The organism is Paenisporosarcina sp. TG20 (assembly GCF_000286315.1).
Classification (GTDB): Bacteria; Bacillota; Bacilli; order Bacillales_A; family Planococcaceae; genus Paenisporosarcina.
In genome coordinates, this window is sequence record NZ_ALJG01000357.1 from 1 (window position 1) to 14,672 (window position 14,672).

Here is a 14,672-nt window from a genome sequence, read left to right on the forward strand (position 1 = left end):
TTTCCGCTGGAGTCGCCACCTTTCACTACAATCATTCTCCTTTTAAACAACAGTGATAACAATATAGTTTTAAAAATTAAAAACGTCCTATCTTGTAAAACGAAAGTCCCCCCACTATATTTAGATAGGCCAATTTATTATGTACAATTCAAAAATTACTAAAATAGAATATATACTGAACAAAGTTCACTTCGACTAAGATGAGACTTCCGTTTCTAAAAATGGAAATTACGACTTCACATTAATTGAATTAACGAGAATCACAAAGATATTCCATTTTAGCATGTTAATCTACATTCAATAAAAGCACCATGAACACTGGATTCATGACTCACTAATTTTATATACTTTCTTTGTTTCAAAGAAAAGTGCAAGGCGCCATTTATTTCAACACCGGTGCTTGGTTCTAGACATAGATAAGTATCATCACTTGGTTCCTGTCATGTTATATTTTACATTCAACAATCATGTAAGAAAATCCTGCTACAAACACGGATGTTTGCCGGGGAATTTTAATGCGAGTTAGAATAATAATGGTCTTATCTCATTATGATATGATAGCTTAAAAGGTCGGGAGTTTACTATATATGAATCCTATACTTTATGGAATATTAGTTGTCATTACCACTTTTCTAATGGGTTCTTCTTTTACTATCGGTAAGATTGGTTTAGCCTATGTGTCCCCTCTTCTTCTCGTTGGTATTCGATTTACAATTGCCGGGGTTTTGATGGCTCTTTTTCTATTAGTCATTAAGAAACCTCTTCCTCGATCCCTACATGATTGGTCTAGGATATTTGTAATTGGTCTCTTTCAGACTGCAGGCGTAATGGGCTGTATATTTCTAAGTTTAAGAACCATTACTGCTGGAGAATCTTCCATATTAACATTTAGTAATCCTTTGATAGTTGTTATTTTAGGAACTATATTCCTTGGAATTCGATATCGAGCCCTCCAATGGATTGGAGTCTTTACGGGGTTTATCGGTGTATTCATTACGCTAGGGTTTCATTTACAATTAAATACAGGAACCTTATTCGGACTAGGAGCTGCTTTCTTTTGGTCAATTGCCACCATCTTAATAAAAAAGTGGGGAAGTCGTTTCAATATCTGGGTGTTAACTGCTTATCAGATGCTTTTTGGCGGTATTCTACTATTAATAATGGGCGTAACACTTGAGACACCCAAATTGATTATGAATACGAACTCTATCTCGATCATCTTATGGCTCGCGATTATGGCTTCTATCGTTCAATTTGCCGTATGGTTTTATTTATTGAGTGAAAGTGATCCTGGCAAGACCAGCGCATTCCTCTTCTTGGCTCCCTTTTTCGGGACTTTAACAGGGTGGTTATTTTTGAATGAAGTTGTAGAATGGACTGTTTATTTAGGAGGACTTCTCATTTTCATCGGGATTTTCTTTGTAAACTGGACATTTTCAAAGAAGAATAAATTACTATAATTCCTGATTCTTTCATATTAATTTCTCAAATAACTATTTGAAGTGAAACTTGTTAGAAAATACAAGGATTTGATAAACAATAAGGTTGATATTTCATCAATAGAAAAAGGACCAAATAAATGGTCCTTCTTCTATTATACTAGTCTGGTTACTCAGCTATATGTTTTATAACTGCCATTTCTTTTCCGAATCTATCACCATTATCAATGAACCCCAAACTCTCGTACAAATTATGGGCGCCCATATTATCTGGTTGATAACCTACAACAATTTTTTTAGCCCCTAGGAATGTACCATCTCTGACAACATGAGTTTAGTTGCAGCTTTACCTATACCTTCTCCTTGGTATTGCTTATCAACCATTATTCTATATATCCAATAGGCATCAAGTTCTTCTGGAACAGTGTTGTACATCAAAAAGCCAACCACTTTTTCTTCAGCATAAATAGCGTATGGCTTTAATGTAGGTTCAAATTTTGATTGAGCAATTGATATAGCGTTTGGCTCAATGTATTCTTCTTGTTCTTCTGATACTTCTAGTTCACAGCATTCATACCAGTTTTCAGCATTTAATTCTACAATTCCCACATTCTTTGTCGTCATAATTTACCCTTTCAAATTCCGGGGAAACACTAACCAATTTATTAATTAGGCGTTATCCCCTTGTAATCATTAATGATAAAAATTTTTTTGCATGTCATAATGAACGCCTCCTTTAATAACTATCGCCTATGAATTAACAGTTTATTTCAAGCTTACTAATTATATTATATGTCTTTAAAACTAAAATTTCTCTTCTCCTGCTAGAGATCAACAGTACACTCAATATCAAAAAAGTAATCGTCACTCTATAAAATCGGGCGGTTAATTTTATAAGTTAATGCGTACTATTGCTCCACAATTTTCTTGATATTGTGATAAACAAATTCCAAATCCTCTTCTGAAATTAAATAATGAACAATCATTCTAATTCTTTTCTTTCCAATATTCTTTACTTTTATTTTCTTTTCTTTCAAGAGAGAAGTAAGCTTTTCAGCATCCATTTCTTCTCTAGTGATATTCAAAGAAATAATATTTGTTTGAACATTTTTCATATTAATTGTTATACCTTCAATAATAGAGAGTTTTTGCGCAAACTTATACGCTTTTTTATTGTCATCTATTAAACGGTCAATCATATGATCTAATGCGTAGAGTCCTGGTGCAGCGATGATGCCCGCTTGCCTCATTCCTCCACCTAGCCTTTGACGATTCATTTTAGCTTCATTAATAAACTCTTTAGAACCTGCAAGGATAGAACCAAGTGGACAACCTAGTCCTTTAGTTAAACAAAATTGAACTGCATCAACATGTCTGCATAATTCTGATGGTTTTAAACCCAATTCAACTGCAGCATTAAAAATACGAGCACCATCCAAGTAGACGGGTATATTGTGGATTTCAGCAAGTTGTTTGATGTCTTTCATATTATCAATTGACACTATTTGCCCTTCATTTAAGTTGTAAGTGTTTTCCAAGGAAATTAATGCAGTTTTTGCTTTTTGTATATCGCCAGAAGATAATAATGTCTCTATCTCTTCTGGATTGTAATAGCCATTTTGAACATTGATAGGCCTTGCTTGCACTTGAGCTACCGCTGCCATAGCTGCCCCTTCTAAATTAAAAATATGAGAATCAAGACCAACAATAATTTCCTGTCCTCTCTGGGCTAAACCCATTATGGCTACTTGGTTTGCCATTGTCCCAGAAATAACTAGTAGGGCTTCTTCCATCCCAAGAAGTTCGGACGCTCTTCTTTGTAGTTCATTCACTGTCGCATCTTCACCCATGATATCGTCACCAAGCGAAGCATTGGCAATGGCCTCCATCATTTGGGGGTTAGGTAATGTAACAGTATCACTTCTTAGGTCAATATATCCGAACATTATTGTATCACTTCCTCCATATGAGCTACTTATTTTTCTTTAATTGTAGCTTCCTCATCATCTTCTTTACCAAAGAATCGATTCACAATCATTGCAATGGCTCCATCACCTGAAATGTTGGTTGCTGTGCCAAAGCTATCTTGTATCATGAATAAGGCTAGCATAAGTCCGATTTCGGCTTCACCAAAACCGAGAGTTGACTGCAAAATCCCAATTGCCGCTAATGCAGATCCCCCTGGCACTCCAACAGCTCCTACTTCAATAACCCCTAAAATAAGAATAAACGAGATAATGAGAGCAACAGAAGGTAAACTTCCTTTTGTTAATAGCGAAACAGTAATCGCGCTAATCGTCAAAGTCATAGCTGCACCTGAAAGATGCACGTTTGCACAAAGCGGCATAACAAAATCCGCAATTTTTTTATTGATAAAAGGAACGGTACGGGCTTGTTTGAGTGATACTGGCATAGTAACCGCACTTGACATAGTACCCATAGCAGTGAGGTAAGCAGGGATCATTGCTTTAAACATTATCAACGGGTTTTGCTTTGACACTATTCCAGCAACAAGATATTCAATAAATAACCAAACCACTTGTAAAATAAGAATTAATACTAGCATTTTTCCAAACACAGACATTGTTCCAAAAAGTTCCCCTTTTGCAGATAAGCCTGCAAATATACAAGCAATAAAAATTGGTATAGCCGGAACAATAAATCCTTTAATGACGTGTTCAATCATATTTCTAAATTCAATTACAGCACCTGAGAGAATTTTTGATTCTCCCCAGGATGAGGCCATTCCAACAATAATTGCTAAAACAAGCGCAGAAATTATACCCATAATTGGCGGAATTCCTATTTCAACAAAAGGAGCGCCAATAGTAGCAGCTTCTACTGCTTGATTAGCTTGTAATGCAAAACTTGGAACGATAACATAAGCCGCCGCTGCAGCCAGCATACAAGCAATAACCGTATCCAAATATGATATACCAATTGTGAAGCTTAATAACTTTCCTGCTTTTGAAGAAAACTCAGCGATACTCGCTGCAACAAATGCAAAAATAATCAAAGGAATTAGAATTTAATGAGATTCCCTAACAACATGTTTCCTGTTTCTGTGAAACGAATCATCCAATCAGGCCCATAAAAACCTATTATAATACCAACACCAAGACCAAGTAACAATTTGGGAATTAGACCAAATTTCATATATTTCCTCCTATCTAAATTTTAAAATCTCTTCACATAGCGAACTCGTCTCTCATGTCTACAATAATATAGTATTTATTCATCAGCTAATTTATGTCATGAGAAATCAATAAAACTAAATTACATTATTTGTATGATAAGTTACATCTATAAAACAAAAATCCAGTAACCTAATAGCTACTGGATTTTCAATATAATTGGTAAATATAATTATTTCTGGTATCTCCCACTTCTCACTTTACGCTATTAGAATTCAAATACTTTTCTTCAAGATTACATCAATAATAGAAACTAAAATGGATCTTATAGAGCTACAGTATTAACATTTCTTGATTCTATATCTACCGCCAAACATTTCAAACAATATTTCGTTTTTCTTACTAGTAAAATTGACTTGAAATGTTTTTTCTCCTTGCTTTTCAATCACATCTGAAACTACTCCATTTCCAATGGGACTACTAAATACAGGGTTCCCACCGGGGATTTTTAAAGTTCTATACTATGCATTTAGTTCCTCGTCTTTATACATTTTGCTAATTTTTAAATTAAATAGTTCCGACCATCTTGCTGAAGTTGTTTCTAAATCTTTGACTGCAAATGTAATGTGAGATAACTCTATATCTGCAGAATTGGGTAGGATACTTTCTCTTTCAATTAAATAACCGAAGTTCAGTTTACTGAACTTCGGTTATTTAGATTTATATGAAAGGTAATACCCAAAATTTGATTCAAAGATAAATCACTTTGCTCCCGTTACCCTACAGTCTCTTCTAACAAATGTTGTGTTAGTATTTCTCGGATATGGGATGGAATAGGCTCTGATTTTTGATTTACTGAATCAAAGTTCACATAGATTGTCTCCGCTTTCGCACAAAGTATTCCTTTTTGCCATACTTCTTCATAGAGTTCAAGACTTGAATTACCTAATCTTTTGATCCAACACTTGATTTCTACTCGATGACCAAAATAGATCATAGCTGTATATTCTACTGTTGTTTTTAAAATAATCATTTTCCACTTTTTGAAATCATGGTCCGGAGTAAACAATTCAAAAAGCTCAAGTCGTCCTGCCTCTAACCAAACAGGTAGCGTTGTATTATTGATATGTCCTACTCCATCCGTTTCAGACACTCTTGGGTCTATCATAGTCGTAAATATATCCATTTCCTCCTTATATTACTTTTGCATATTCGTGAATTTATCAGCACTACCGTGCACTGTCCTTATCAATTATCGGTTGTTAAAAACTAGGTAGCTTGCCATGATAAGCATTTTCATAAATTCTATAAATTTCGTTTATTCCTAAAGGCTTAGGACTTCTACCTAATAATCTGGTTTGTTTAACGGCACTCTCAGTTAATGAATTTAAGTCACTCTCCTGAATTCCGAAGGCTTGCAAGCTATTTGGCAAACCTACACAACCTTTACTATAAACAAATTCCTATCAATTTATCTTCCAAACTGTTCAGTAGGTGAGTCAATTTCATAACTTCTCAATTCGATAATAATTACGAACATTTAATTGGTTTTCACATTAATTATCCGTTCATTTTAATAAGGTATCGATTGATTGTAGCGCAGTGCGGCGACTCCTGTGGGAATAGCGCGAACTGAAAGCCCCGCAGGAACACAGTGACGAGGAGATTGAAGTCGTGCCCCACGGAAAGCGTCCGCATGAAGCGAAAATCAACTTTGTTCGGGTTTTATTGCTAGAATTTTTATTATTAAATCGATTCAGGTGTATTTTTTTATTTATTTATTTTATCGCCTTTAATTTATTATTTTTCCAAACATCGTACTCTTCTTTCATGCATTTACCACAAGGTCTATAACCCGCATCTATAGCAGTAGTTTCGTCTTTAAAAAACACTCTATTAGTAATGTAATGACCTTTTTCAATGTAACTTAAGGCTGATTTACAATTTAATTTCCCATAAATCTTTAACTTTTTGTTTCCACCAAACAAACCTTTTTCCAAACATTCAAAGGGGTTATTATTGGAATCTAGTAGAGAATATGTTTTCAATGCATTTCATCCTTTGTGATTTTATTTATGTCTAAGATAATCTTGGCAATTTGTGATCATGTGCATACAGGTTGATCAATGTGTTCTAATTCTTTCACCGAGTCTTCATCTGTTACGGTTTGTTCCTTATTGTATTGTTTACTTAGGTACTGGATGTCGTGAATGTATTTCTCTTAAATTTAATAGGGTTTCTCCGTTTTTGTGTTCCCAGTGTGGATACAGGATATTGATTTTTTTCCAATTCAACATATTCATCAATTAACTTTACATATGCATAAATCCTAGCAATACTGTCTTACTGACTAACGGGTCTTAAACCATAGGTAGCTTGCCATTATACGCATTTTCATAAATTCTATAAATTTCATTCTTACCTAAAGGTTTTGGACTTCTTCCTAATAATCTTGTTTGTTTCAATGCATTGTCAGTTAATATTTCCAGGTCACTTTCCTGAATCCCAAAGGCTTGCAAGCTATTTGGCAATCCTACATCTTGTACTAAATCAAATAATGCATTCACCACGGAGAGGGCTATTTCTCTATCCGATTTATTCACAATTGGCAGGCCTATTGCTGTTGCAACATCTACTAATTGTGGAATGCAAGATGCCCAAATTTCGCTATACACATAAGGAAGTAATACTGCATTTGACTCGCCATGAGGGATTTTAAACAGCCCACCAAGTGGATATGCAAGAGCATGAACTCCTGCCACACCCGCATTGTAAAAACTTAGTCCCGCTTCTAAACTTGCCAGTGACATTTCCTCTCTCGCCTTTATGTCTCGCCCATTCCAAACTGCGGTTCTAATTGAATCTTGAATTCTATTAATGGCACTTAATGCAAATGAATTGGTCATTGGTGAGGCATTTACTGATGTGTATGCTTCAATCGCATGTGTAAAAGCATCTACTCCGCTTGCAGCGGTTATTCTACTCGGAAGTGAATAGGTTAATGTTGGATCTACTATGACATAATCAGCAACCATATACTTGTGCGTAATGACATCTTTAGTATTTCCTGTACTAAATACAGCAATATCCGTCACTTCAGCCCCTGTTCCTGCAGTAGTAGGAATCATGACTTTTGTTAACCCTTTTTTAGTTATTTTATTCGTTCCTGTAAGATTGAGATAATCTTCGATATCGCCTGGATTATCGACCAGAACAGCAGCGGTCTTCGCTAAATCTAATGAGCTACCACCACCAACCCCAATAAGTAAATCCGCATCACTCTCACGAATAGCTCTCAAAATTTCATTACCTAACAAGGTTGAAGGTTCTGGTTCAATTTTAGAATAGATGGTCATTTGAATATTTTTCTCTTGAATGATCGTAATTAGTGGTTGAATGATACCCAGTTCCAAAATACCCGGATCCGTTACTAGAAACACATGTTGTGACTTTTCTTCTTCTAATATGATGTTCAACTGATCAATAGAATTAATTCCATAATATATATTTTTAGGTGAAATAAAAGATTTCATCATATCCCCCTTTTCTCCCTATGTATTCGACAATGTCATATAAACTTCCTTTGTTTCCCTTTAAAATGCTCAAGAATCACTTAAGGGGCAGAGTCAAGGTAGCTGAAAACTTCACATTCATATAAAAGAAGTTAATCACATAAACAAATAATGTGATTAACTTCTATAAGATATCTATATCTAGTTTTTTCATTACATCTACAAAACCATACTTACAAATTAGGTTGAAATTTTCCACCTACTTTAAGTATTTCTCCCTCAACTTCCTAGCTTTCTTCTGATTGAGTTCGTCTTCAAATTTCACATCGAATTGACCAGTCCACGTATTCCAGACTCTTATAAACACAGTATCTTCAGTTTGATCATGCAAATGAAATTCAAAGCACACTACTCGCAAGGTTTCTTTCACTTCAATTGAATCTATTTCCTCAATTAGTTTTTGACCATTTTCAACTAAAAACTCGTAGCCTGAGTCCTCAATTAATTGTCTGACATGTGAGTCATGTAGTTCCATGATATCTGATTGATTGTCAAATGGAATATCCAATATTTCGTTGTCCTCATCCAATACATTTTGACCGTACTCACGTTTCATTACTTCTTTATGATAAGGGCTATAAGACAGTTTTACTTGTTCTTCCATTAGATCATGGGCAAATGTACCTTGTTTTAATTGCTCCAAACCACTACTAGTTAGTCGATAAGTAGTTTCTATCCTCTTAATCATCTTATTTTTCTTCATCAACTCCAGCATATGCTCAACGAAGATAACTTCAACTGCCAATAATTCACTGATTTCACTTGCCTGTTTGACTTCCAACAGCTCCAAAATCTTCAGAATCATTTTCATCAGTACATCCATTTGACTCCGAACTACCGTTTTCATCTCTACTTCCACTAGTTGAAGTGGATATACACAATTCTCTCTTCCAAGTAAACGGAGATGCGGTTGTTCGAGAAAACTCTCAGCCACTTTAGAGACTTCTTCCTCGATTCTTGAATTCTTGCTCATAACATCACTTCCTGCCTACACTTGTTTCTAATTGTTTTAGTCCTTCGTGTTGCTTCACTACATTCAGAACGTGACGGAACATTTCCTTTTGAGATTCCCCGTGTGCTTTTTTAGTGAACATGTCTACACTACCGACAATCATAAGAAGTTCACGTGCACGAGATAAAGCTACGTTCAATCTTCGATAATCCTTCAAGAAACCAATATTCCCGTCAGGCTGAAGATGATTACGAACGAAGCTCAGAATAATGACGTCCATCTCCATCCCTTGGAATTTATCTACCGTACCAGTTCTGCAATGAAGATGCGAAAGGTCAAGTTCTTGACTGAGTAGCCGGTTCACTTTCTTCACTTGTTCCCCGTAAAAACTGATAATGCCTACTTTTTTCTTTACATGCTGTTCCAAACGACCTTCTCTTTTCGCCGCTGCAGTGGCCTGGTCCAGATCCACCAATAATTCACGTATTTGTTTCAATTCAGCTGCATTATAAAAGCTACGACTATGTTGTTCTCGCTCCTCCAAAAAGCCTTGTTCGTTTGGCATGTCGTACCAAAGAATATGTTGACCGCGAGCGAATAGCTTACCATCGAGCAAGTGATCCCGCTCGATATCTGAATTGGTCAGTCCACAAGCCAGTCCGTAATTCTTTTCGCGGTAAAAAGGATTAATCGTTTCCATGATGTGTTCATGCATCCGGTATTGGATACGTAGTGTCGCTTTACTGCCATCGGGTAAATCCTTAAACAAACGTTCAAAAATAGACTCTTTCAAAATAGACTTTAATTCTGCTTTCTCTGTTGTGTCTTTTATGTCCTCTAGCACCTCATCCATCGTGTCCTGTCCAACTAAAGGTGGAAGTTGGTGATGATCGCCGACCAATATAATTTTCTTCCCTTTTAACATTGGTAACAACAATTCCGGTGGTGTTGCTTTTGATACTTCATCAATAATAACAACGTCAAAATCAGGATATTGTTTAACAAAATCTTTACTCGCCGAAATTGAGCAAGTAACACCAATTACATTTGCATACTGGATATACAATTTCTTGATTTCTTCTAAATCATAGGCTGTCGATTGTTCCAACATCCCCTTCCATTCCAAGCGAATGTCATTTGATACAGCAAGAAATGTTTCATTTCGTTTCAACTCACCCAATTGCAAAGTAGTGTCCTCATATGTGGTATTGGCCTGTTTCAGTAGGTGTTCAACATCAATCGCCACAATAGCTGCAAGTTTTGACATTTTCGCTATTAACGCGTCTTTATTTACATCTTCATTTGTCATTTGTTGATTTAGTTGTTGAAGGCTTTCCTGAAGTTTATTTATTTCACGTTGTAGCTTTAACACTTCTTCTTTTTCAACGTTCATGGAACAAACCAATGCATCAACATAGAATTCTTCTGTTCCCATCTCTAACAATAACTGTTGTTTTTCAGCAAGCATTCTTTTAAGCTCGAATTCCGTTTCAAAACCGCTGTTGCTGTGTAAAGTCTTGCTTAAATCCTTTATCATAACTTCCCATTCAGAGATTTCAGCATCCATAGTAACAAGACTAGTTTTAAAAGGAATCATTTCTTCACTCAGGTCGCTAATACGTTGTAACATAGCCTTTCCAACTGCTTCTTTCAGCGCCTCAAACGTCTGTAATATTTCCTGTTTTAATCGTTCATTCCCACTACTAGTACCCACGCTTCGGTTGCGCTGGACCGAGTCCCTAGTTTGTTTAAAGCTCATCATATTTTCATAATATGAAGAAAGCGTTTGCCGATCCCCATGACTCATAGGTTCACTAAAACCATGCATTTTTTTGGCGTATTCCCGAAAGGCATTCACAACTTTAGTCGCGTGAGGGTCCGACACTTCCGATGTTTCAAGCAGTGGATTCATACTAATTTTCTTCGATAACATTTTCATGTTGTATTGATGTGCGTTGAGTTTCTCCTCGGCATAATTAATGGCTTTTATCAATGTTGCATCCACTTCAGGCGAACCTTGAAATACTGGATTTAACCGCATATAATCAAACTGTTGCTTCTCCAATTGACGAATTAATGACAACACTTCACCCAGATATGTCCATGATTCATCCCCCATTAACTCTCTTAACTCAGCTAGCTTTTTGACGGTTTCAAGTTGTTGGACACCTTCTTGCATTGCTACTTGTTTTGAACTAATGGACTTGATTTTACCAATCAATCCCTGACGTTCAATTTTTTTATCCGTGAGGGTGAATTCTGTATCTATATATTTCAGTCGATTCTCAAGTTCCTCGATTTCAGTATGAATTTGTTCCTGTATCTCTGAAAACTTACCAGTGCCAGAAAAGAGTTCCACTTGTTCTATTGCCTTTTCATAGTTGATTTGAACACCTACCAAATGCTCACTAGCAGTCTTCATTTGGTCCATTTGCTGGTCTTTGTCTCGAGATAACTCTTCCACGTGAGACTGAAGAGTTGTCTTCTCAAGTTCTAAGTGATCTAGCTCAATCTTGGCTTCCTGCTTCTCTGTTAACTGTAACTCGAGAGCAGTTCTTTCAGCCAAAAGCTTTTCAAGCGTTTCTTTTGTCTTATCGATAGCAGCTTGAATAGCTGGACCATTTGTTTCAAACTTGTTCACATGTGTTTGGATAGAAGAAAGGGTCTGTTCTTTCCAGTACAAAGCCACTTGTTCCTCTACAAAGCGTTGGCCTTCCTCCTCGATGCTTTCACTTCGACCAATCCGCAAAATTCTTATTTCTTTATCTGTCAGCAATTTTCCAAGCGCATTATCTACAGCCAAATTGGATTGTGACGCAACGAGCGTTTTCAACCCCATTTTCGCATTTTGATAGCAAATCTCAGAGATCACCGTGGTCTTACCGGTTCCAGGAGGTCCTTGAATAACATATAAATCTTGAGCGCCAATCGCACCTTCTACGGCTTGTCTTTGAAATTCGTTCAGGTTTTGTTTAAATTCTAACCCAATAGGAATTTTGGCTTTCCTAATGGGTGGACGATTCTCAAATAGTATTCTTTCTAGGTTTGGATTAACTGCCCAGCCGTTCTCAAGTCTTTTGAATCCTTCTTTCAAGCGGTTAATTTGCGTCAATTCTGCAATATTATCAAAAGCTAGTTTCCCGTTACTAGGGACTTTCCACTTGCCTTCTCTTGCTTTTTCCTGCAAATCCCTCTCGAGTTCCACGTCAATTATTCGCTTGCCCATTTGAACTTGGACGACTTTACCAAGGTTTTGATTTATAGGGGCTAGTCGTACAGTAGACTTCCCGTAAAACTTATCGAAACCATTGGGTAACTTCTGCAATTCAAAAGTAACTTTACGAAAATCTTGACTCAATCGAGCACTTCTCACACTAATTTCAAGTTTTTCCACATCTGCGTTTCTTTCCATTACACGTAAGTATGCTTCCCAGCCTGTAATTCGTTTCTTTACATACTCAGAACGTTCCGACGCAATCGGAAGGGATTGTATAAGGCCGTAAAGAGAAAGCGTCATTTCTGATGACACAAGACCTCTTTGATCAAACGACATCTTCATATGCTTATGCCGATTATTCCCTAAATGAAGACGCTTCTTCGTCACATAGTAGTGAACCACTTCAAGTCCATTCCCAGTCCACTCACACTCCATCACTTGCATGCCCTGCGCTTTACTATCGGTTTCCTTCGCTGGTTCCACATATAATGCCACACGCTTTTGATTTGTCTGACCATCAGTTAGTCTTTCCATATGGACATCAAAAACGGGAGACGACTGCAACAAACCATACAGTTCTCCCGTAACTTGAGGCTTATTTTTCTTTAACCGGTGTGCCACCGAAAGATTACAACGCATCACGTTAACTTTAGTATTCACATTCACTGCCTTATTCATCTCCAACCATTCCAAACTCATCTTCTTATTGTAAAGGATAACAGCCATCAAATCGATAATACATTTCTAAATAACTGTAAACATAATATTATAATTACTTGCTTTTAATGGTGACGCTAGGGAATTAAGGATTCCCTTCTTCTAATAATGATTAATACTGTTACTTATACATTACATTTAATTAGCCATTGTATAAAATGTGATTAACAATAATTATAGTTAGATGTAATCCATACTTAACGTTATAGCAGGTTTTGTAATGGCATTTATTACTTATGAACAAATTATAAAAGTACTTATAGGACGGTTAGAATTTTTTCGCTTTGTGTTCTAGGAATGTTTATTATTTTAATGTTAATTCAACAATGTTAAAGAAAATCAATATCTCTGTCTCTATCAATTTGAAAGATAGCTCCTGTTGGACTAAACTGAATAGAGTATTCAGAATAAAATAAATTCAATCACCTGTTTTCTGAATTCATGTAGACTTTATTTCATTCAAGGAGGTTATATTATTGGAAATTAAACACCCTGTCCAATTAAATGATAGAATCCATCTGATTGATGGATTTGATTTAGGTTTAGCTGAACGGACTGGAACATATGTCATTAACGAAGAACATCTAACACTTGTAGAATCTGGCCCAAGCCCTTCCGTTCAACATGTAAAAAAAGGCTTGGAAGCGTTAGGATTTTCACTTGATCAAGTAAAATATATCATTGTGACACATGTCCATCTGGATCATGCAGGAGGAGCAGGATTACTGCTTCAAGATTGTCCGAATGCCACAGTTGTTGTACATAAGAAAGGAGCAAGGCATTTAGCGGATCCAACGAGATTAATCGCTGGTGCAAAAATGGTTTACGGTGAGAAGTTTTCAAATTTATTCGAGCCGATTGTTCCGATACCTGAAGATCGGTTACTCGCTAAAGATGAAGGAGATCTATTAAAAATTAGTCCGACATGCACATTGCAATTCTTGGATACACCGGGTCATGCGAAACATCATTTTAGTATTTATGATCCCATCAGCAACGGTATCTTTACGGGAGACACGGTAGGAATCCGTTATGATCAACTGGTTCGCGATGGTATAGACTTGTTTCTTCCATCCACTTCACCAAACCAATTTGACCCACAAGCGATGCAACAAGCAATTGACCGTTTGCTTGCAATGAACCTGACTTCCATTTATTACGGCCATTATGGAATGACTAAAAACCCGAACAACGCTCTTAAACAAGTGGCTGAATGGCTGAAAATTTTCATGGATGAAGCCCAAGCGGTGGTTGACGAAAAAAAAGGGGCAGATGAACTCGCTGACAGGCTGTTTGACTTGGTAAGGAATCATCTCCGAGAAATGGATGTAAAGGATAATCATGAAGTATACGAAATCATTAAACTCGACATGCAAGTCAGTGCTTTTGGAATGATTGATTATTTATCTAAATAATTCTAAATTTTAAAAACCAACATCCAAAAGAGGTTATAGGATGTTGGTTTTTATGTTTTTTCTACAGGAATCTTTCGGCAAAAATTCATCCCTTCCTCACTTGGATGATTGGTCAATGGTATATCACTTTTTGATGGAAAGCTTTTTTCCTCCAGCTTCCACCCACTCCCCTTCGTTTTGTATAACCATTCATTAAATCATTTGACATTACGTAAAGTGAGAATTA

The 14,672-nt window shown here is 36.4% G+C and carries 10 protein-coding genes and 1 pseudogene; 2 read left to right on the plus strand and 9 right to left on the minus strand.

Annotated features, from left to right (window positions below; translation table 11 throughout):
* Positions 1-587: 587 nt before the first annotated feature.
* On the plus strand, positions 588-1,460 hold the full coding sequence (locus B371_RS0118440; protein WP_019415798.1) for a DMT family transporter: 873 nt from the start codon (positions 588-590) through the stop codon (positions 1,458-1,460).
* A gap of 148 nt (positions 1,461-1,608) precedes the next feature.
* On the opposite strand, the pseudogene B371_RS22125 reads toward B371_RS0118440, so the two are convergent.
* The 9 genes and pseudogenes from B371_RS22125 to B371_RS0118480 form a co-directional block, all read right to left on the minus strand.
* Positions 1,609-2,063: pseudogene (locus B371_RS22125) on the minus strand (GNAT family N-acetyltransferase).
* 284 nt (positions 2,064-2,347) lie between these two features.
* Positions 2,348-3,385 (minus strand): GntG family PLP-dependent aldolase, encoded by a 1,038-nt coding sequence (locus B371_RS0118450; protein WP_019415800.1) that lies wholly within the window; start codon positions 3,383-3,385, stop codon positions 2,348-2,350.
* 29 nt (positions 3,386-3,414) lie between these two features.
* Positions 3,415-4,455: a cation:dicarboxylate symporter family transporter gene (locus B371_RS22130; protein WP_019415801.1), complete on the minus strand. Its 1,041-nt coding sequence runs from the start codon at positions 4,453-4,455 to the stop codon at positions 3,415-3,417.
* A gap of 5 nt (positions 4,456-4,460) precedes the next feature.
* The gene (locus tag B371_RS24320; RefSeq protein WP_019415802.1) at positions 4,461-4,595 is read right to left on the minus strand and encodes a hypothetical protein; all 135 of its coding nucleotides are present in this window, start codon (positions 4,593-4,595) and stop codon (positions 4,461-4,463) included.
* A gap of 753 nt (positions 4,596-5,348) precedes the next feature.
* A complete protein-coding gene (locus B371_RS0118460) occupies positions 5,349-5,753 on the minus strand; it encodes a thioesterase family protein (protein WP_026023128.1) in 405 nt (134 codons plus the stop codon).
* 598 nt (positions 5,754-6,351) lie between these two features.
* Entirely contained in the window at positions 6,352-6,621 is a 270-nt protein-coding gene (locus B371_RS0118465; RefSeq protein ID WP_019415804.1) for an Ada metal-binding domain-containing protein, read from the minus strand.
* Between the two features lie 312 nt (positions 6,622-6,933).
* Entirely contained in the window at positions 6,934-8,106 is a 1,173-nt protein-coding gene (locus B371_RS0118470) for an iron-containing alcohol dehydrogenase (protein WP_019415805.1), read from the minus strand.
* 238 nt (positions 8,107-8,344) lie between these two features.
* Positions 8,345-9,118, minus strand: coding sequence for a hypothetical protein (locus B371_RS0118475; protein ID WP_019415806.1), 774 nt, complete (start codon positions 9,116-9,118; stop codon positions 8,345-8,347).
* A 4-nt stretch (positions 9,119-9,122) separates the two neighbouring features.
* On the minus strand, positions 9,123-12,992 hold the full coding sequence (locus tag B371_RS0118480; RefSeq protein WP_192811915.1) for an AAA domain-containing protein: 3,870 nt from the start codon (positions 12,990-12,992) through the stop codon (positions 9,123-9,125).
* A gap of 515 nt (positions 12,993-13,507) precedes the next feature.
* On the opposite strand from B371_RS0118480, the gene B371_RS0118485 reads away from it, so the two are divergent.
* A complete protein-coding gene (locus B371_RS0118485) occupies positions 13,508-14,446 on the plus strand; it encodes an MBL fold metallo-hydrolase (RefSeq protein ID WP_019415808.1) in 939 nt (312 codons plus the stop codon).
* The last annotated feature ends 226 nt before the right edge of the window (positions 14,447-14,672 follow it).

Excerpts from the sequence above, each read along its gene's own strand:
- B371_RS0118475 (WP_019415806.1), bottom strand. The coding sequence starts at position 9,118 with ATGAGCAAGAATTCAAGAATCGAGGAAGAAGTCTCTAAAGTGGCTGAG.
- B371_RS0118450 (WP_019415800.1), bottom strand. The coding sequence starts at position 3,385 with ATGTTCGGATATATTGACCTAAGAAGTGATACTGTTACATTACCTAAC.
- B371_RS24320 (WP_019415802.1), bottom strand. The coding sequence starts at position 4,595 with ATGAAATTTGGTCTAATTCCCAAATTGTTACTTGGTCTTGGTGTTGGT.
- B371_RS0118440 (WP_019415798.1), top strand. The coding sequence starts at position 588 with ATGAATCCTATACTTTATGGAATATTAGTTGTCATTACCACTTTTCTA.
- B371_RS0118480 (WP_192811915.1), bottom strand. The coding sequence starts at position 12,992 with ATGAATAAGGCAGTGAATGTGAATACTAAAGTTAACGTGATGCGTTGT.
- B371_RS0118470 (WP_019415805.1), bottom strand. The coding sequence starts at position 8,106 with ATGAAATCTTTTATTTCACCTAAAAATATATATTATGGAATTAATTCT.